Raw genomic sequence first — 18,230 nt, 5'->3', positions numbered from 1 at the left:
GGTAGAACATGACTGAAAGCCAACAAAAAGGCTCGATCTGGACCAAAATCCACATCGACCCGACGTTCCTGCTGCTGATCCTGGCCCTGTTGGTCTACAGCGCCTTCGTGATGTGGAGCGCCAGCGGCCAGGACATCGGCATGATGGAGCGCAAGATCGGGCAGATCGTCATGGGGCTGATCGTGATGGCCGTCATGGCGCAGATCCCGCCGCGCGTGTACGAAAGCTGGGCGCCCTATCTGTATATCTTCTGCGTGATTTTGCTGATCCTGGTGGACGCCTTCGGGCAGATCAGTAAAGGCGCGCAGCGCTGGTTGGATCTCGGCGTAGTGCGCTTCCAGCCGTCGGAAATCGCCAAGATCGCCGTGCCGCTGATGGTGGCGCGCTTTATGAACCGCGACGTCTGCCCGCCTTCGCTGAAAAACACCGCCATCGCGCTGGTGCTGATCTTCCTGCCGACGCTGCTGGTGGCCGCGCAGCCGGATCTGGGCACCTCTATCCTGATCGCCGCTTCCGGCCTGTTCGTACTGTTCCTGTCCGGCATGAGCTGGAAGCTGATCGCCGTCGCCGCCGTCGCGCTGGCGGCCTTCATCCCGGTGCTGTGGTTCTTCCTGATGCACGGCTATCAGCGCGACCGCGTCATGATGCTGCTCGATCCGGAGAGCGACCCGCTCGGCGCCGGTTATCACATCATTCAATCCAAGATCGCCATCGGCTCCGGCGGCCTGTCCGGCAAGGGCTGGCTGCACGGCACCCAGTCTCAGCTGGAGTTTCTGCCGGAGCGCCATACCGACTTTATCTTCGCCGTCCTGGCCGAAGAGCTGGGGCTGATCGGGGTGCTGGTGCTGCTGGCGCTTTACCTGCTGGTGATCATCCGCGGGCTGATGATCGCCGCCAAGGCGCAAACCACCTTTGGCCGCGTCATGGTCGGCGGCTTGATGCTGATTTTGTTCGTTTATGTCTTTGTTAACATCGGTATGGTCAGTGGCATTTTGCCGGTAGTTGGCGTACCTTTGCCTCTGGTCAGTTACGGGGGTTCGGCGCTGATAGTGTTGATGGCCGGTTTCGGCATCATCATGTCGATCCACACGCATCGGAAAATGCTGTCTAAAAGTTTATAAGAGGTGAGTAATGCGTAAGGAATGGCTTTGGATCGGCGTCGCGGCGGTGTTGCTCTCCGCCTGTACCGCCCCGACCACGGAACAGCAAGCCCCTCCGCAGCCGTACAACGGCCCGGTGGTGGAAATCGGCGGCGTCGAGCCTCAATATGAACCCTATAACCCTAATAACATGCAGGATTATAAGGTTAATGGCGATACTTACCGCATCGTAAAAGATCCGCAGAACTTCTCGCAGACCGGCCTGGCGGCCTGGTATGGCGAAGAGGCCAACGGCAACACCACGGCGCTGGGCGAGCAGTTTGACCCCAACGGCCTGACGGCGGCGCATCCGACCCTGCCAATCCCAAGCTATGTGCGCGTCACTAACCTGGCCAACGGCCGTCAGCTGGTGGTGCGCGTCAACGATCGCGGGCCATACACCAAGGGCCGCATCATCGATCTGTCGAAAGCCGCCGCCGACCGCCTCAACCTGTCCAACAACACCAAGGTCAAGGTAGATTTCATCAACGTGGCGCCGGACGGCACGCTGAGCGGCCCCGGCACCATCGGCACCATCGTGGCGAAACAGAGCTACGCCCTGCCGGCGCGCCCGGATCTCGGCTCCAGCGGCATGGGCACCCCTATTCAACAGGAGGCGCCGATCGCCAGCGGCGCGGCGGTGCGCCCGATCGATAACAGCACTCTGCGCACCGATGACAACAGCTCCCCTGCAGCCGGCGGCAATGCCGCCAACGGCCGCAGCGGTTTCCTCGGCGCGCCGAGCGCGGTGCCGGCCGGGGTGCTGGAAGGTTCCGAACCTGAAGCCGCCGCGGTAGCCGCACCGGTCGCGGCCGGCGCTGCGGCTGTCGGCACGGCTGCCGCAGCCTCGTCCGGCGGCTACGTGGTGCAGGTCGGCGCGCTGAGCAGCGCCGAACGCGCCCAGAGCTGGCAACAGAGCCTGAGCCAACAGTTTGGCGTGCCGGGCAAAGTGGCGGCCAACGGCAACGTTTATCGCGTCCAGCTTGGCCCGTTCAGCAGCCGTCAACAGGCGGCCCAGCTGCAGCAACGCCTGGCGAGCGAAGCGCAACAACAGTCTTTCGTTACTGCTGCACCCTGAGCGTTAAGCCCGGCGGGCATTCACGGCCGATAAGCGGTTATTTAGCTGAAACATTTTCTTGCAGCTAAAAGGGCACTAACCGCAATTAGTCAGATGAATGGGTAATGCCTGCCGGGATCGCATCTGCTATAGTGTGGCTCGTTTTTTAACTTTACTTTCACGGATGTTGTAGTCCCGATCATGAAACAAGTAACTTCTTTTCGCTTAATCAAAAGCATCGCCCTCGGCACCGTTATCGCAATGAGCGCAGCCTCCGTTGCGCACGCCGATGACGTTAACATCAAAACCATGATCCCAGGTGTCCCGCAGATCGATGCGGAAGCGTACATCCTGATTGATTACAACTCCGGCAAGGTGCTGGCCGAGATGAACGCCGATGCGCGTCGCGATCCGGCCAGCCTGACCAAAATGATGACCAGCTACGTCATCGGCCAGGCGCTGAAAGCGGGCAAAATCGGCCAGGACGATCTGGTGACCGTCGGCCAGGACGCCTGGGCGACCGGCAACCCGGTGTTCAAAGGCTCCTCGCTGATGTTCCTGAAGCCGGGCGATCGCGTGCCGGTCTCCAAACTGACCCGCGGCATCAACCTGCAGTCCGGTAACGACGCCTGCGTGGCAATGGCCGACTACGTCGCCGGCAGCCAGGATGCGTTCGTCAACCTGATGAACACCTACGTCAGCAAGCTGGGCCTGCAGAATACCCACTTCCAGACGGTGCACGGCCTGGATGCGCAGGGCCAATACAGCTCGGCGCGCGACATGGCGCTGATCGGCCAGGCGCTGATCCGCGACGTGCCGGAAGAATACGCGATCTACAAAGAAAAAGAGTTCACCTTCAACAATATCCGCCAGATGAACCGCAACGGTCTGCTGTGGGATAACAGCCTGAACGTCGACGGTATCAAAACCGGCCATACCGACGCGGCGGGTTACAACCTGGTGGCTTCGGCGACCGAAGGCCAAATGCGCCTGATCTCCGCCGTGATGGGCGGCCGCACCTACAAAGGCCGTGAAGCCGAAAGCAAGAAACTGCTGACCTGGGGCTTCCGCTTCTTCGAAACCGTGGCGCCGCTGAAAGTCGGTAAAGAGTTCGCCTCCGAGCCGGTCTGGTTCGGCGATGCCGACCGCGTTGAGCTGGGCGTGGACAAAGACGTCTACCTGACCATTCCGCGCGGCCGCATGAAAGATCTGAAGGCCAGCTACGTGCTGAACACGCCGGAAATTCACGCGCCGCTGGCGAAAAACCAGGTGGTGGGCAGCATCAACTTCCAGCTGGACGGCAAAACCATCGACCAGCGTCCGCTGGTGGTCATGAACGAAGTGAAAGAAGGCGGCTTCTTCAGCCGCATCGTGGACTACATCAAACTGATGTTCCACCACTGGTTCGGTTAACGGTTGAATCGGGCGAAATTGCCCCCATATAGTGAATAACACTAACTCCCGCCCCGGCGGGAGTTATACTTTATAGATTAGCTAGCACTCTGGAGCGCACGCACATGCAAAAAACTAAACTGAACGAACTGCTCGAATTCCCTTGCTCTTTTACCTACAAGGTAATGGGCCTGGCGCAGCCTGAGCTGGTTGACCAGGTGGTTGAAGTGGTGCAGCGCCATGCGCCGGGCGATTACAACCCGCAGGTCAAGCCAAGCAGCAAAGGCAACTACCACTCCGTCTCCATCACCATCAATGCCACTCACATCGAGCAGGTCGAAACCCTGTACGAAGAGTTGGGCAACATTGAAATTGTTCGCATGGTGCTGTAATTCCAGCATAAACCCCTGCTTATCAACCCGGGATGGCGCAGCGTCTTCCCGGGTTGCGCATTTTTGGTCAGCGAAAGGCTGGTCGCAGGCCGGAGCGCCCGGTATAATGGCTTTACCACTTCTGTAACCTGACGATGACTCTTTTGCAACCAGACAAGATCATTTTGCGTCAGCTGGGGTTGCAGCCCTACGCGCCTGTATCCCAAGCCATGCATAACTTCACCGACAGTCGTACCGAGACCACGCCGGACGAGCTGTGGCTGGTGCAGCATCACCCGGTGTTCACCCAGGGTCAGGCCGGCAAAGCCGAACACGTGCTGATGCCCGGCGACATCCCGGTTGTCCAGAGCGATCGCGGCGGCCAGGTGACCTACCACGGGCCGGGTCAGCAGGTGATGTACGTGATGGTCGATCTGAAACGCAACAAGGTCGGCGTACGTCAATTGGTCACGGCGATAGAAGATACGGTTATCAACACCCTCGCCCACTTCCGCCTCACATCGCGCGCCCGTCCGGATGCGCCCGGCGTGTACGTGGGGGAGCAGAAAATCTGTTCGTTGGGTTTGCGGATCCGCAAAGGCAGCTCATTCCACGGCCTGGCCCTGAATGTGGCGATGGATCTCAGCCCCTTCCAACGCATCAACCCTTGCGGTTACGCCGGTATGCAGATGACGCAGGTCAGCGCGCTGGCGCCCGGCGTTGGCATTGAAGACATACACCCAATCCTGGTACAGGAATTTGTTCATTTACTCGGCTACCAGACGGTCGAGCTTCGTAACTGGAACCTGCACGATTATGAGTAAACCAATTCAGATGGAACGCGGCGTCAAATACCGCGATGCTGACAAAATGGCGCTGATCCCGGTCAAAACGGTGGTCACCGAACGGCAGGAGCTGTTGCGTAAACCCGAGTGGATGAAGATCAAACTGCCTGCCGACTCAACGCGCATTCAGGGCATCAAAGCCGCGATGCGCAAGAACGGCCTGCACTCCGTCTGTGAGGAAGCCTCGTGCCCTAACCTGTCCGAGTGTTTCAACCACGGTACCGCCACCTTTATGATCCTCGGCGCCATCTGCACCCGCCGCTGCCCGTTCTGCGACGTGGCCCACGGCCGCCCGATCGCGCCGGACGCCAACGAGCCGGAAAAGCTGGCGCAAACCATCGCCGACATGGCGCTGCGTTACGTGGTGATCACCTCGGTTGACCGCGACGATCTGCGCGACGGCGGCGCTCAGCACTTTGCCGACTGCATCTCCGCCATCCGCGCCAAAAGCCCGAACATCAAAATTGAAACGCTGGTGCCGGACTTCCGCGGCCGTATGGACCGCGCGCTGGAGATCCTCACCGCCACGCCGCCGGACGTATTCAACCACAACCTGGAAAACGTGCCGCGCGTCTACCGCCAGGTGCGTCCGGGCGCCAACTACGAATGGTCGCTGAAGCTGCTGGAGCGCTTTAAAGAAGCGCACCCGGATATCCCGACCAAATCCGGCCTGATGGTCGGCCTGGGCGAAACCAACGCGGAAATCATTGAAGTGATGCGCGATCTGCGTCGCCACGGCGTGACCATGCTGACGCTGGGTCAGTACCTGCAGCCGAGCCGTCACCACCTGCCGGTGCAGCGCTACGTCAGCCCTGCCGAGTTTGACGAGATGAAAGAAGAAGCGATGGCGATGGGCTTCACCCACGCCGCCTGCGGCCCGTTCGTGCGTTCGTCTTACCACGCCGATCTGCAGGCCAAAGGGATGGAAGTGAAATAACGCGTAATAGTTTGTTACGCTATAGACGGCGGAAACGCCAAAAAACGGATGTCCGCAAGGCATCCGTTTTTTATTGCGCGCAGTCAGACGGGGTTAAACGTCTTTCTTTTCGACGCTCTGCTGAGCGGACTGGCTTTCGGCGGCGTTGTTGCCGGCGGCCGGCGGCGTGCTGTCATCGCCCACGGCTTTTTTAAAGCCTTTCAGCGCCGCGCCAAGATCGGCGCCGAGCGTACGCAGTTTGCTGGTGCCGAACAGTAAAATCACCAACACCGCAATCACCAGAAGTTTGGTAATGCTGATACCTTCCATACTCACCTTCTTATCATAGAGCGCTGCGTGAACAGCGAGAAAAACTGACCTTGCCTGCGAATATTTAGCGACTTTCCTTTGGCTCGCACAACCGCAACATGTAACAGAGTGAGATCGGTCGCAGTAATGCCACAGGGCCTCTGGACGTGAATCCCAGACTATTCTTAGTTTATCACCCGCATGATACGCTGCCATGATACTCATCAGGGAGATGCCGGATGTATATTGCCCCACCCATTTTCGATGCCCGAAAATCCGGCCTCAGCTTCGCCAAACGCACCTACCTGCCCCGCGCCGTCGGTCTGGGGCTCGGCTTTATCTGCGTCTGCGCCGCGCTCTATCCCCTGGCTCCGCCCGCGGCGGTCTGGCTATTGCTGGCCTTTCACGGGTTTCTCTGGCCGCATCTCGCGTACCGCCTGGCCTGCCGCGCCCAAGATCCGTTCAAAGCCGAAATTCGCAACCTGCTGATCGACTCCGCTTTCGGCGGCTTCTGGGCGGCGATGATGGCGTTCAACGCGCTGCCCGCCATCGTCATCCTGTCGATGATGAGCATGAATAACATCGCTTCAGCCGGCAAAGCGCTGTTTGTAAAAGGATTGGCCATGCAACTGGCCACTGCGGCGTTCACCGCCGCGCTGCTCGGCTTCCCGTTTCACCCCTACAGCACGCCGTTGCAGGTCTATCTGTGCCTGCCGATGATCTACCTTTACCCGACGCTGCTCGGGCTGGTGACTTACCGCACCGCCAAGCGGCTGGCGGAAAAGAAACAGGAGCTGCAGCGCATCAGCACCCGCGATGGGCTGACCGGCTTATACAACCGTCGCCACTGGGAGCATCTGCTGCATCGCCAGTTCGACAGCTGCCGTCGCTACCAGGATAACGCCACGCTGATCCTGATGGATATCGACCGCTTCAAAACCATCAACGACACCTTCGGCCATGCTTTGGGGGATGAGGCCCTGGCGGCGCTGGCGGAAGAGCTGCTGATCGGCTTGCGTAACGTGGATATCGTCGGGCGCTACGGCGGCGACGAGTTTGGCGCGGTGCTGCCGAACACCAACGCCGAGCAGGCGGAAATCGTCCTGCGACGCATCCAGCAGCGGCTGGACGCGGTCAGCTTCAAGGAGGCGCCGCAACTGCGGCTGCAGATCAGCGCCGGCATCGCCAACTACCACCCCGCGTTGGGCGGCTATCTGGACTGGCTGAAAGCGGCCGACAGCGCGCTCTATCGGGCGAAGCAAAACGGCCGCAACCGGCTGGAAACGGCAGTGCCGCCAGGGGAGTAACTTACTGACTTAATAACTTGGCAAAATACTTCGGCGCTTCAACAAAGCCTTCACGCAGGTAAAACGCATGGGCCCGCTCGCGGCGACTGTGGCAATGAACCTCCAACCGATCGCAGCCGCGACGGTGCGCCAGCGCCTCTCCCTCCGCCAACAACCGCCGCCCCACGCCCGCGCCGCGCGCCCGATCGTCGACGCAAAAATAGCTGATGCGGCCAATGTCGCCGGCCAACGCCAGCTGCGGCAGGAAATGCAGCGACAACACGCCCAGCACCTGCGCCCCGTCCGCCGCCACCAGCAGCGCCTCGTCCGGGTGCGCCAACAGTTGCTGCATGCGCTGCGTCAGAAACGCCTCGGTGCCAGGATAGCCCAACACCGTCATCAATTCGGCGATAGCGTGCCGGTCGCCCAGACGCGCCGCTCTGATTTCCATCGGTTTTACCTCGCAGGGGGTCGATACTACAAAATAGACGGCGTTAGGTGTAACATCCATCGGGTACGGTGAAAAAGGCCGTGCGGCACGCTGGAGATGACATTCCTCCCTAACCGCCTTCACAGGCTGATGATGTCTACGTAACCTCTCGGAGAGAGGCGCGTAGCGTTACGCCTGTCCCTTTCCGAGCCCGTGAATTTCTCTGTTTGAAAGGGAGTTGCCCCATGTTGAGTTCTTTACTGGCCGTCTTTATCGGCGGCGGCGTCGGCAGCGTTTTGCGCTGGGCGGTAAGCATGAAAATGAATCCGCTGAACGCCCACATTCCGCTAGGGACGCTGATGGTCAATCTGATCGGCGGTTTTATCATCGGTCTGGCGATGGCGATTTTCACCCGCATGACACACCTGGATCCCACCTGGAAACTGCTGATCACCACCGGCTTCTGCGGCGGCCTGACCACCTTCTCCACCTTTTCGCTGGAGGTGGTGTATCTGATGCAGGACGGCCGCTTCGGCTGGGCATTGGCCAACATGCTGCTTAACCTGGCCGGCTCGCTGGCGATGACGCTGCTGGCCTTCATGCTGGTGATGTGGGTCAACGGGCGCTAAGCCCTTAATGTTTCCTTAATCTTGCATGCGCATAATCTCATCCAGAACTCCTGACTGGATGAGAAATCGCTATGTTTAGCCTGCCGAAAACCACCGCCGAAGCGATCGCCGTTGCGCTGTGCGTGCTGATCGTCGCCGCCTTTATCAACGCCTACCTGTTCGCCTAACCCCCCTTTCCCCGCAGCACGCGTTCATCTTGCGTCCTCCCCATCCGTTACACTACAATTGAGAATGAACGTTCACACCCAAAATTGTGAACCCGGCTCACGCGCAGCAAAGGATCGGGCAGATGCTCTCCCCCAACGACAGTAAACAGGCCAAAGTGCAGGCGCGCCGCGATCAGATCGTCGAAGCGGCGAAAACCAGCTTCCGCCGCCACGGCTTCCATGCCGCCAGCATGGCGGAGATTGCCCAGGGCTCGCAGCTCAGCGTCGGGCAAATCTATCGCTATTTCGCCAATAAAGACGCGATTATCGAAGAGATCGTCAATCGCATCATCACCAGCAAGATGCAGCGCCTGGAAAACCTTGGCGATCACATCAACCTGATCGCCGGCACGCTGGCGGCGCGCACGCTGTTTCAGCAACCGGGCGAGAGCGAAACCGATCACATGCTGATGCTGGAAGTGACCGCCGAGGCCACGCGCAACCCGGTGGTGGCCAAACTGCTCAGCGATGCGGAGGCGCGGCTGTTTCGCCACGTGTGCCACAACCTGCAGCGGCTGTATCCCGATTTCAGCGCGGAAGAGATCGCCGCGCGGGTGGAGTTTATCGCCGTCATGAGCGAAGGCACCGGTTACCGTATCCTTACCACGCAAAAAGCCGATGCGTCCCTGCTGCGCGATCTGTATCAGCAGGCCATTTCTCACCTGTTCAGGAAATCTTAATCTCCCATGACCAAACACTTAGCCAGACAACGTCTGGTGTACGCCGTCGTGCTTGGCCTGTTGGCCGCGCTGGGGCCGCTGTGCACCGATCTCTATCTGCCCGCCCTGCCGGAAATGGCGGGCGAGCTGAATACCTCCACCGCCGCCGCGCAGCTCAGCCTGACCGCCGGGCTGCTCGGCCTGGGCGTCGGCCAGCTGATTTTTGGCCCTTACAGCGACAAACTGGGCCGTATGCGCCCGCTGCTGCTGTCGCTGATCCTGCTGCTGGGCGCTTCGCTGTGGTGCGCGCTGGCGCCCACCATCGACCAACTGCTGATCGCCCGCCTGCTCCAGGGCATCGCCGGCGCCGGCGGCGCGGTGATTTCCCGCGCCATTGCCCGCGATCTGTACGCCGGCCACGAGCTGACCCGCTTCTTCGCCCTGCTGATGCTGGTTAACGGCCTGGCGCCGATCGTCGCGCCGGTGCTGGGCGGCGTCATGCTGCAGGTGATGAACTGGCGCGGCATCTTCGGCGTGCTGGCGGCCATCGCCGTGCTGCTGTTCAGCCTGTCGGCGCTGAAGCTGCGCGAATCCCTGCCGGTAGAGCGCCGCAGCCAGGGCGGCATTCTGGCGATGCTGATGTCGCTCGGCGGGTTGCTGACCCAGCGCTATTTCATGGGCCTGTGCCTGACGCAGGGCTTCGTAATGGCCGGCATGTTCGCCTATATCGGCGCTTCGCCTTTCGTCTTGCAGCAGATCTACGGCCTCAGCCCGCAGATGTTCAGCCTGTGCTTCGCCATTAACGGCGTCGGGCTGATCATTGCGGCGCAGCTGGCCAGCCGTCTCAGTTCACGTTGGGGGGAACGCCGGGTGTTGAGGGGCGGATTAACGCTGGCGGCCGTCGCATCGCTGTTGCTGCTGTTGGCCGCCGCGCTGCATGCGCCGCTGGTCGTGTTGCTGGTGCCGCTGTTCTTCTCGGTGGCGGTGATCGGCATCGTCGGCCCGACCGCCTCGTCGCTGGCGATGCAAAGCCAGGGGGACAAAGCCGGCAGCGCGTCGGCCTTGATCGGCGTGTGCATGTTCGCGCTCGGCGCCTGCGCCGTGCCGCTCACCGGGCTGGGCGGCACCTCGGGCCTGTCGATGGCGCTGACCATCGTCGGCTGTTACGCCATCGCCATCCTGCTGTTCAGCCTGTTGGCCCGCCGCAGCGACGCATAACGCGCCCAATAAAAAACCCGCTCAATGAGCGGGTTTTAAGAAATTCAGCTACGCAGCTTAGATAGCAGTAACGTTAGCGGCAGATGGGCCTTTGGCACCGTTCGTGATTTCAAATTCTACACGCTGGCCTTCAGCAAGCGTTTTGAAACCGTTGCTAACGATGGCAGAGAAGTGAACGAAAACGTCCTTGCTACCATCTTCCGGAGTAATGAAACCGAAGCCCTTGGATTCATTAAACCACTTAACGCTACCTTTAATCTTAGACATCAAACTTACCTTTAACGTGAATGAAAGACACAAAACCTGTGTCGATTACAGTACAGCAAGCAGGCAGGATTTTGTCCACCACCGCGATCACAGAAATCCGATAAAGAGTGAAAAAATCCGTGTTGTCCGGTGTAAATGAATGACACCGGTTGCAGTAAGTTACCGTTCCAGGTCAATCCTCTCCCTGCGCCAGCGAACAACGCGCGAACGCCTAAACCTGCCCCTTTCCCCCATCGTTGACGCGCCGTGCAAACACAATCGCTATGAAATATAACCAGATGGTCTTTTTGCTTCGGCGGCCCCTGCACTAGGGTTAGGGTTTATTTCCCACTGTGAGCCAAGCCTATGACCAGCCAGTTGGCAGACAAGATCATCGCCTATCGGCGTGAACTGCACCAAAACCCTGAGCTTTCCAATCACGAATTCGCCACCACCGCCCGCCTGACCCGCTGGCTGCAAGAGGCGGGCATTCGCCTTCTGCCGTTGGCGCTGAAAACCGGCGTCGTGGCGGAGATCGGCAGCGGCCAGGGGCCGATCATCGCGCTGCGCGGCGACATCGACGCTCTGCCGATCGACGAAATCGCCGACGTGCCCTTCAGTTCGCAAAACAGCGGCGTGATGCACGCCTGCGGGCACGACTTTCACACCTCGGTGATGCTCGGCGCCGCACACCTGCTCAAAGCGCGTGAAGCCGAACTGGCGGGCACGGTGCGCATCTTCTTCCAGCCGGCGGAAGAGACCTTCAACGGCGCCCGGCACCTGATCGACGCCGGCGCGCTGGATAACGTCGCGGCGATATTTGGCCTGCACAATGCGCCGGAGCTGCCCACCGGCACCTTCGCCACCCGCGCCGGGCCGTTCTACGCCAACGTCGATCGCTTCCAGATCCGCATCACCGGCAAAGGCGCCCACGCCGCCAAACCGGAACAGGGTGTCGATACCATCGTCACCGCCAGCCAGATCGTCGGCGCGCTGCAAACGCTGCCCAGCCGCAGCTTCAGCTCGCTGGAATCGCTGGTGGTGAGCGTGACGCGCATCGAAGGCGGCAATACCTGGAACGTGCTGCCGCAAACCGTCGAGCTGGAAGGCACGGTGCGCACCCACAGCGATGCGGTGCGCCGCCAGGTGCCGGATAAAATTCGCCAGGTGATCGACGGCGTTGCCGCCGCGCTCGGCGCGCAGGCCGAACTCCACTGGCAGCCGGGGCCGCCGGCGGTGATCAACGACGCCCATTGGGCGGCGTTCAGCAAAACCGTCGCCGCCGAGGCCGGCTACCGGGTCGAAGAGGCGGAGCTGCAGATGGGCGGCGAGGATTTCGCGCTGTATCTGCATCACGTGCCGGGCGCGTTCGTCAGCATCGGCTCCGCCAGCGAATTCGGCCTGCACCATCCGCGTTTCAATCCCGATGAGCGCGCCCTCTTTCCTGCCGCCCACTATTTTTCGCTGCTGGCGGAGCGCACGCTGCAGCAATTAACCCCCGCAGCGAAAAAAGCCCTCAGCAACGCCTGAATAACGTGAAATAGTATTTCCCCGACGCCGCTGATGCCGCGCCGGGGATTATTATTTTCGCTCGCCGTGATATTTGCAGTTTTCAACATTTGAATATGCTGTTTTGTTGTTTTACATCCCGACAGCGCTCATCAATAGTGGACGCATCAGACACCGCGCGCCTTTCGGCGCATGACAGGATAATCACGATGAGCGACAACGCGAATAATCAACGGCAATTACGGCTGGGCGCCATTCTGCACGGCGCATCGGGAAATATGTCCGCCTGGCGCCACCCGGACGCCACCGCCGACGCCAGCATCAACCTCGAATTTAATATCGCCTCGGCGAAAAAAGCCGAACAAGGGAAATTCGATTTCGTCTTCGTCGCCGATGGCTTATATATCAACGAAAAGTCCATTCCGCATTTTCTTAACCGTTTCGAGCCGTTGACCTTATTGGCCGCGCTGTCCGCCGCCACCGACAAAATTGGCCTGGTGGGCACGCTCTCCACGTCCTACAGCGATCCGTTCACCGTCGCCCGCCAGTTCGCCAGCCTCGATCACCTGAGCAACGGCCGCGCGGGCTGGAACGTGGTGACGTCGCCGCTGGAAGGTTCGGCCAAAAACTTCTCGCGCGCCGAACACCCGGAGCACAGCCTGCGTTACCGCATCGCCGGCGAGTTTCTCGACGTCGCCAAAGGACTGTGGGACTCCTGGGAAGACGATGCCTTCGTGCGCAATAAGGCCAGCGGCGAATTTTTCCGCGCCGGGAAACTGCACACCCTCAATCATCAGGGGGAGTTCTTCTCGGTGCAGGGGCCGTTGAACATCGGCCGCACGCCGCAGGGCCGCCCGATCCTGTTCCAGGCCGGCGCCTCCGAAGACGGCAAACGGCTGGCGGCCAAGCACGCCGATGCGATCTTCACCCATCACGACACGCTGGAGCAGGCGCAGGATTTCTACCAGGACGTGAAGCGGCAGCTGGTGGAACAGGGGCGCGAACCGGACGACCTGCGCATCTTCCAGGGCGTCAGCGTGATCGTCGGCGACGACGATGCGGACGTCGAGCGCCAGTACCAGGAGACGGCCCGTCTGGTCAGCATCGAGAACGCCCTCAACTACCTTGGCCGCTACTTCGAACATTACGACTTTTCCCGCCATCCGTTGGACGCGCCCTTCCCGGACATCGGCGATCTGGGGCAAAACAGCTTCCGCAGCACCACCGACGCCATCAAGCGCAACGCCCGCGAGCGTAACCTCACGCTGCGCCAGGTGGCGCTGGAAGCCGCTTCGCCGCGCCCGGCGTTCAGCGGCACGCCGGAAGCGGTGGCGGACGGCCTGCAACGCTGGTTCGACGGCGAAGCCGCCGACGGCTTCATCATCAGCGGCGGCACGCCCAACGCCTTCGGCCACTTCGTCGATCGGGTGGTGCCCGTCCTGCAACGGCGCGGCCTGTTCCGCCGGGCGTACCATGGCGACACACTGCGCGAGCACCTGGGCCTGACGCGCCCGTTGAACAGATTCACCCAATAATAAGAACGCTGTCAGGGATACCCGCTATGCAAAAAACCGTTACCGCCGCCCTCGTGGCGGCCTTGCTGAGCCTGACCGGCGCCGCGCAGGCGGGCACCGGCATCGATTTACAGGCCAATGAAACCCCGATCCATGCGCCGAAAAACCCGCAGGCGATCGCCAAATTGCCGGCCGATTTCCACTTCGTGAAGCCGGGCCAATTCACCGTTGCAATCGCCGCGCTCAACACGCCGCCGCTGGCGCTGTTCGCCGCCGACAACCGGCGGCTTATCGGCAGCGAAGTGGATATCGCGCAACTGGTGGCCGACAGCCTGGGCCTGGAGCTGAACGTAGTGCAAACCTCGTGGGAAGACTGGCCGCTGGGGGTAGTTTCCGGCAAGTATGACGCGGCCATCACCAACGTCACCGTGACCAAAGAACGCAAAACCCGCTTCGACTTCGCCACCTACCGCATCGACTCGCTCGGCTTTTACGTCAAAACCGGCGGCAAGATCGCGACGATCAAACAGCCTGCCGATATCGCCGGATTAAAGATCATCGTCGGCTCCGGCACCAATCAGGAAGCAATTTTGCTGGCGTGGGACAAACAGAATCGGCAACAGGGGCTCAAACCCTTCCAGCCGATCTACGTGACCGACGATGCGGCCGCCACGCTGGCGATCCAGTCCGGCCGGGCCGATGCCTACTTCGGGCCGAACGTGCTGGGCGCCTATAAGGCGGCGCTGAACGGCCGTACCCGGCTGGCGGGCACGGTGGAAGGCGGTTGGCCCAAGGCGGCGCACATCGCCGTCACCACCCGTAAAGGCAACGGGCTGGTGCAGGCGGTGAATGAAGCGCTGAACGGCGCGATCCGCGGCGGACAGTACGATCAGGTGCTCAACCGCTGGGGCGAGAGCGTCGAACGCCTTGCGCAGTCGGAAATCAACCCGCCCGGCCTGGGCGATTAGGAGCGCGCGATGACGCAAGACACTTTCATTCAGACGCTGCCGACCGATCCGCTGGTCGCCCCGGTGATCGAGGGGCTGTTCGGCGAATATCGTCAGCGCTACGGCGACTATTTTGGTGACCAGGAACCGGAACCGCTGGACCTGTACGCGCCGCCGCAGGGCGCCTTCATCGTGCTGCTGCGCGCCGGTGCGCCGATCGCCATGGGCGCCTTCAAGCGCTATGACGGGCAAACCGCCGAGCTGAAGCGTATCTGGACGCGGGGCGATCTGCGCCGCCAGGGCCTGGCGCAACGGGTGTTGCAGCAATTGGAAACGCTGGCGCTGGCGCAGGGTTATCGCCGGCTCTATCTGACCACCGGCTTTCGCCAGCCCGAAGCGGTGGGCCTGTACCTGAGCAACGGTTATCAGCCGCAGTTCGATCCCACCGTCGACAGCGAGGTTTACAGCCGCCCGCCCTACGATGGCCGCCTGCCGTTCCGCAAAAGCCTGATTGCAGAGGACGCCTGTTGTTGCGCGTCGGAAAGGAAAATCGCCTAAGGCCCCTTTATCTGTATCAGGAGACATGACATGTCCAAACAAGAAGTCTTGAAAGTGGTGCCCGCCCGCTATCCGCTGCGGCTGATCGGCGCGCTGTTTTCGCTGTTTATTCTGGCCGCCATCGTGCAATCGGTGGCGGGCAACGCGCGCTGGGAATGGGGCGTGTTCGCCGAGTGGTTCTTCGCCCCGGCGGTGCTGGCGGGGCTGGGACAGACCCTGCTGCTGACGCTGCTCGGCACGCTGTTCAGCATCCTGTTCGGCACCCTGCTGGCGCTGGCGCGGCTGTCGCGCTCTTACCTGCTGGCGTCGCTGGCCTGGGGGTATATCTGGCTGTTTCGCTCGCTGCCGCTGATTCTGGTGCTGATCATCCTGTATAACTTTTCCTATCTGTACGATGCCATCTCGCTGGGCATTCCCTTTACCTCGGTGGTGTTCGCCAGTTACCCGACCATCGATATCCTCGGCCAGTTCGCCGTGGCGGTGCTGGGCCTGACGCTGGTGCAGTCCGCCTACACCGCCGAGATCATCCGCGGCGGCATCCTGGGCGTGGATTACGGCCAGCACGAGGCGGCGGCGGCGCTGGGCCTGCCGGGCTATCGCCGCACCTTCCGCATCATTCTGCCGCAGGCGCTGCGCTCCATTATTCCGACCGGCTTCAACGAGATCATCAGCCTGGCGAAAGGCACCTCGATCGTTTACGTGCTGGCGCTGCCGGAGCTGTTTTACACCATTCAGGTGATCTATAACCGCACTCAGCAGGTGATACCGCTGCTGATGGTCGCCACCGTCTGGTATCTGTTCATCACCACCGCGCTGTCGGTGATCCAATACTACATCGAGCGCTATTTTGCTCGGGGCGCGGTGCGCGAACTGCCGCCGACGCCCTGGCAGAAACTGGCCGGCTGGCTAAAACGTTAGGAGACCCGCATGTCTGAAGCCATTGATTATTACGCCTTGCCCGAACAGCCGGCACGCAACCTCACCCCGGTGCCGGCGCGCGGCCTGATCGAAATCAGCAACGTCAGCAAGTTCTTCGGCAAACACAAGGCGTTGGACGACGTCAGCCTGACGCTGCAGCCGGGCACCGTGACCGTGATCCTCGGGCCTTCCGGCTCCGGAAAATCGACGCTGCTGCGGGCGATCAACCATCTGGAGCGCGTCGACGAGGGCTTTATCCGCATCGACGGCGACTACGTCGGCTATCGCCGCAAGGGCAACCGGCTGTACGAGCTGAAGGAAAAGGCCATCCTCCGGCAGCGCATCAACGTCGGCTACGTGTTCCAAAACTTCAACCTGTTCCCGCATCTGACGGTGCTGGAAAACATCATCGAAGCGCCGGTGGTGCACAAGATCCACTCCCGCGAACGGGCGAAAGCGGTGGCCTATGAGCTGCTGGATACGGTCGGGCTGCGCCACAAGGCGGACGCCTACCCGCGCTACCTCTCCGGCGGCCAACAGCAGCGCATCGCCATCGCGCGCGCGCTGGCGCTGAACCCAAAGGTGATCCTGTTCGATGAGCCGACCTCCGCGCTCGATCCCGAGCTGGTCGGCGAAGTGCTGGACGTGATTAAAGGGTTGGCGGATCTGGGCGTCACGCTGGTGGTGGTGACGCATGAAATCGGCTTTGCGCGCGAAGCGGCGGATCGGGTGGTGTTTATGGTCGACGGGCAGATCGTCGAGCAGGGCGATGCCAGACAGGTGCTGGCTCAGCCGCAGCACCCGCGCACCGTCAACTTCCTCAACAAAGTGCTGTGAGCGTCGGGGCGCCGATGCGCCCCGCGCAGGAGCAGGTTAAAGACCGGCGAAACGCCGCTTCTCGGCGGCGAAATCCAACGGGCGGATCCCCTGCTGGTTTTTGTCCTCTTCGGTCAGCAACGCCGGGGGAATAAACCAGGTCACCTCAAACAGCAGCCCGTCCGGGTCGTGACCATAAATGCTTTTGTGCACGCCGTGATCCTCTTCCAACCCGAGAATGCCGCGTTCGGCCAGCTGATGGCGAATGCGCTCCAGCTCTTCCAGGCTGTCCACTTCCCAGGCCAGATGATACAGCCCGGCCGGTGGCTCATGCTCTGCCGGCGGCTCGCCGTTGGCGCGAAACACCCCGGCGCGCTGCTGGCCCAGGTTCTTGCTGAACAACGCCAAATCGTGATCGTTGTCCGAGTCGGCGGCCTGGGTAAATACCGCCCGATCGGGGCTGTCGGACGGCTTCAGCTTGAAGCCCAAAACCTGATGATAAAAGTCGGCGCTCTGCCGCACGTCGCTGACATACAGCACGGCGTGATTGAGACGTTTGATGCCCATCGCTATTCCTTTTTGCGCATTGAATAAAGTCAGCATGAACATAGCATGTCGCCGGGAAGCCGCTAAATGCCGTTATCGCATGACTAAATGCCGCCCGCGCAATCTGTCGCTGCAAGGCATTCCGCGCTATCATAAGCGCTGTATTGAACCTTTTTGTGAGAATAGCGATGAACGGCAAGATAACGACTTTTTTTGAAGACAAAGGCTTCGGCTTTATTACCGACGAGAACGGAGAAAATCGTTATTTTCACGTGATTAAAGTGCAAAACCCGGAGCTGATTAAGAAAAACGCGGCGGTGACCTTCGAACCGACCAACAACACCAAAGGCCCGTCGGCTTATGCGGTCAAAGTGTTGGCGCCCAGCAAATACATCATCATCGCCAATGAAAGAATCAAGATCACCAGCATCAAGTCTTTCAATACCTTCACCAAGGAAGTGCCGGTCAAAGCCGACGTGGATAAAGAGAACACCGTGCTGTCGGTCGGCCTGCTGATGAACCGCATTCGCCCGCAGTCTGAAGACCAGGCGCAGGCCATGCAAACGCTGCGCATGCTGACCATCACCACCTTCCAGAACACCACCCATACCTTCTCCGAGCACGAGATCGACATGGATGAGACCATCAAGGCGCTGAAAAGCCTGTAAGCCTCTGCGTACAGAAAATAACCAACGAAATTTGTCGTCGCCTGTGTTAGC

The 18,230-nt window shown here is 60.7% G+C and carries 21 protein-coding genes and 1 riboswitch; of the genes, 17 read left to right on the top strand and 4 right to left on the bottom strand.

The genetic code is table 11. The features are described from left to right. The first annotated feature begins 8 nt into the window (after positions 1 to 8). The 6 genes from mrdB (at position 9) to lipA (ending at position 5,741) form a co-directional block, all read left to right on the top strand. The gene (gene mrdB, locus ACSBQS_RS01490; protein ID WP_004940006.1) at positions 9 to 1,121 is read left to right on the top strand and encodes a peptidoglycan glycosyltransferase MrdB; all 1,113 of its coding nucleotides are present in this window, start codon (positions 9 to 11) and stop codon (positions 1,119 to 1,121) included. A gap of 10 nt (positions 1,122 to 1,131) precedes the next feature. After that, a complete protein-coding gene (gene rlpA, locus ACSBQS_RS01485) occupies positions 1,132 to 2,217 on the top strand; it encodes an endolytic peptidoglycan transglycosylase RlpA (protein ID WP_033651148.1) in 1,086 nt (361 codons plus the stop codon). A gap of 180 nt (positions 2,218 to 2,397) precedes the next feature. Next, positions 2,398 to 3,609: a D-alanyl-D-alanine carboxypeptidase DacA gene (gene dacA / locus ACSBQS_RS01480; RefSeq protein WP_004940010.1), complete on the top strand. Its 1,212-nt coding sequence runs from the start codon at positions 2,398 to 2,400 to the stop codon at positions 3,607 to 3,609. A gap of 104 nt (positions 3,610 to 3,713) precedes the next feature. Further along, positions 3,714 to 3,980, top strand: a complete 267-nt coding sequence (gene ybeD, locus ACSBQS_RS01475; RefSeq protein ID WP_004940012.1) for a DUF493 family protein YbeD — start codon at positions 3,714 to 3,716, stop codon at positions 3,978 to 3,980. Between the two features lie 134 nt (positions 3,981 to 4,114). After that, on the top strand, positions 4,115 to 4,783 hold the full coding sequence (gene lipB / locus ACSBQS_RS01470) for a lipoyl(octanoyl) transferase LipB (RefSeq protein ID WP_033651147.1): 669 nt from the start codon (positions 4,115 to 4,117) through the stop codon (positions 4,781 to 4,783). Then, entirely contained in the window at positions 4,776 to 5,741 is a 966-nt protein-coding gene (gene lipA / locus ACSBQS_RS01465; protein WP_004940018.1) for a lipoyl synthase, read from the top strand. The genes lipB and lipA overlap by 8 nt, the downstream gene beginning before the upstream one ends. A gap of 93 nt (positions 5,742 to 5,834) precedes the next feature. On the opposite strand, the gene tatA is transcribed toward lipA, so the two are convergent. Beyond that, positions 5,835 to 6,050: a Sec-independent protein translocase subunit TatA gene (tatA, locus tag ACSBQS_RS01460; RefSeq protein WP_004940019.1), complete on the bottom strand. Its 216-nt coding sequence runs from the start codon at positions 6,048 to 6,050 to the stop codon at positions 5,835 to 5,837. Positions 6,051 to 6,268: 218 nt separating this feature from the next. On the opposite strand from tatA, the gene ACSBQS_RS01455 reads away from it, so the two are divergent. After that, a complete protein-coding gene (locus ACSBQS_RS01455; protein WP_164107193.1) occupies positions 6,269 to 7,336 on the top strand; it encodes a diguanylate cyclase in 1,068 nt (355 codons plus the stop codon). A gap of 1 nt (position 7,337) precedes the next feature. Here ACSBQS_RS01455 and ACSBQS_RS01450 read toward each other — a convergent pair whose 3' ends face one another. Then, entirely contained in the window at positions 7,338 to 7,766 is a 429-nt protein-coding gene (locus ACSBQS_RS01450; protein WP_033642156.1) for a GNAT family N-acetyltransferase, read from the bottom strand. A gap of 83 nt (positions 7,767 to 7,849) precedes the next feature. After that, positions 7,850 to 7,912: riboswitch (Fluoride riboswitch) on the top strand. Between the two features lie 78 nt (positions 7,913 to 7,990). Here ACSBQS_RS01450 and crcB point away from each other — a divergent pair. The 3 genes from crcB (at position 7,991) to ACSBQS_RS01435 (ending at position 10,457) form a co-directional block, all read left to right on the top strand. After that, positions 7,991 to 8,374: a fluoride efflux transporter CrcB gene (crcB, locus tag ACSBQS_RS01445; protein WP_004940022.1), complete on the top strand. Its 384-nt coding sequence runs from the start codon at positions 7,991 to 7,993 to the stop codon at positions 8,372 to 8,374. Between the two features lie 289 nt (positions 8,375 to 8,663). Further along, positions 8,664 to 9,260 carry a TetR/AcrR family transcriptional regulator gene (locus ACSBQS_RS01440; RefSeq protein WP_033642155.1) on the top strand — a complete coding sequence of 199 codons (597 nt, stop codon included), beginning with the start codon at positions 8,664 to 8,666 and terminating at the stop codon, positions 9,258 to 9,260. A gap of 6 nt (positions 9,261 to 9,266) precedes the next feature. Further along, positions 9,267 to 10,457 carry a multidrug effflux MFS transporter gene (locus ACSBQS_RS01435; RefSeq protein ID WP_033642154.1) on the top strand — a complete coding sequence of 397 codons (1,191 nt, stop codon included), beginning with the start codon at positions 9,267 to 9,269 and terminating at the stop codon, positions 10,455 to 10,457. 57 nt (positions 10,458 to 10,514) lie between these two features. Here the strand turns inward: ACSBQS_RS01435 and cspE are convergent, their stop codons facing one another. After that, positions 10,515 to 10,724, bottom strand: coding sequence for a transcription antiterminator/RNA stability regulator CspE (cspE, locus tag ACSBQS_RS01430; RefSeq protein ID WP_004940030.1), 210 nt, complete (start codon positions 10,722 to 10,724; stop codon positions 10,515 to 10,517). Positions 10,725 to 11,069: 345 nt separating this feature from the next. Between cspE and ACSBQS_RS01425 the strand changes: the two genes are divergently transcribed. The 6 genes from ACSBQS_RS01425 to ACSBQS_RS01400 all read left to right on the top strand — a co-directional run bounded on the left by ACSBQS_RS01425 (position 11,070) and on the right by ACSBQS_RS01400 (position 16,986). Then, positions 11,070 to 12,233 carry a M20 peptidase aminoacylase family protein gene (locus tag ACSBQS_RS01425; RefSeq protein WP_033651144.1) on the top strand — a complete coding sequence of 388 codons (1,164 nt, stop codon included), beginning with the start codon at positions 11,070 to 11,072 and terminating at the stop codon, positions 12,231 to 12,233. A gap of 188 nt (positions 12,234 to 12,421) precedes the next feature. Then, the gene (locus ACSBQS_RS01420) at positions 12,422 to 13,747 is read left to right on the top strand and encodes an LLM class flavin-dependent oxidoreductase (RefSeq protein ID WP_353440039.1); all 1,326 of its coding nucleotides are present in this window, start codon (positions 12,422 to 12,424) and stop codon (positions 13,745 to 13,747) included. Positions 13,748 to 13,773: 26 nt separating this feature from the next. Beyond that, the gene (locus ACSBQS_RS01415; protein ID WP_004940036.1) at positions 13,774 to 14,694 is read left to right on the top strand and encodes an ABC transporter substrate-binding protein; all 921 of its coding nucleotides are present in this window, start codon (positions 13,774 to 13,776) and stop codon (positions 14,692 to 14,694) included. Between the two features lie 9 nt (positions 14,695 to 14,703). After that, the gene (locus tag ACSBQS_RS01410) at positions 14,704 to 15,231 is read left to right on the top strand and encodes a GNAT family N-acetyltransferase (protein ID WP_096241998.1); all 528 of its coding nucleotides are present in this window, start codon (positions 14,704 to 14,706) and stop codon (positions 15,229 to 15,231) included. Between the two features lie 30 nt (positions 15,232 to 15,261). Continuing rightward, positions 15,262 to 16,149: an amino acid ABC transporter permease gene (locus ACSBQS_RS01405; RefSeq protein WP_004940038.1), complete on the top strand. Its 888-nt coding sequence runs from the start codon at positions 15,262 to 15,264 to the stop codon at positions 16,147 to 16,149. A 9-nt stretch (positions 16,150 to 16,158) separates the two neighbouring features. Next, on the top strand, positions 16,159 to 16,986 hold the full coding sequence (locus tag ACSBQS_RS01400) for an amino acid ABC transporter ATP-binding protein (RefSeq protein ID WP_434989513.1): 828 nt from the start codon (positions 16,159 to 16,161) through the stop codon (positions 16,984 to 16,986). 36 nt (positions 16,987 to 17,022) lie between these two features. On the opposite strand, the gene ACSBQS_RS01395 is transcribed toward ACSBQS_RS01400, so the two are convergent. Next, positions 17,023 to 17,532, bottom strand: coding sequence for a VOC family protein (locus ACSBQS_RS01395; RefSeq protein ID WP_015376923.1), 510 nt, complete (start codon positions 17,530 to 17,532; stop codon positions 17,023 to 17,025). A gap of 167 nt (positions 17,533 to 17,699) precedes the next feature. Here ACSBQS_RS01395 and ACSBQS_RS01390 point away from each other — a divergent pair, with 167 nt between their 5' ends. Then, positions 17,700 to 18,179: a cold-shock protein gene (locus ACSBQS_RS01390; RefSeq protein WP_004940042.1), complete on the top strand. Its 480-nt coding sequence runs from the start codon at positions 17,700 to 17,702 to the stop codon at positions 18,177 to 18,179. Positions 18,180 to 18,230 lie beyond the last annotated feature (51 nt).

This window comes from Serratia sp. H402Y (genome assembly GCF_051172415.1).
In the GTDB taxonomy this organism is placed as follows: Bacteria; Pseudomonadota; Gammaproteobacteria; order Enterobacterales; family Enterobacteriaceae; genus Serratia; species Serratia ureilytica.
Note: the sequence above shows the minus strand (reverse complement) of the source record. Positions and strands in the feature narration are given on the sequence as shown.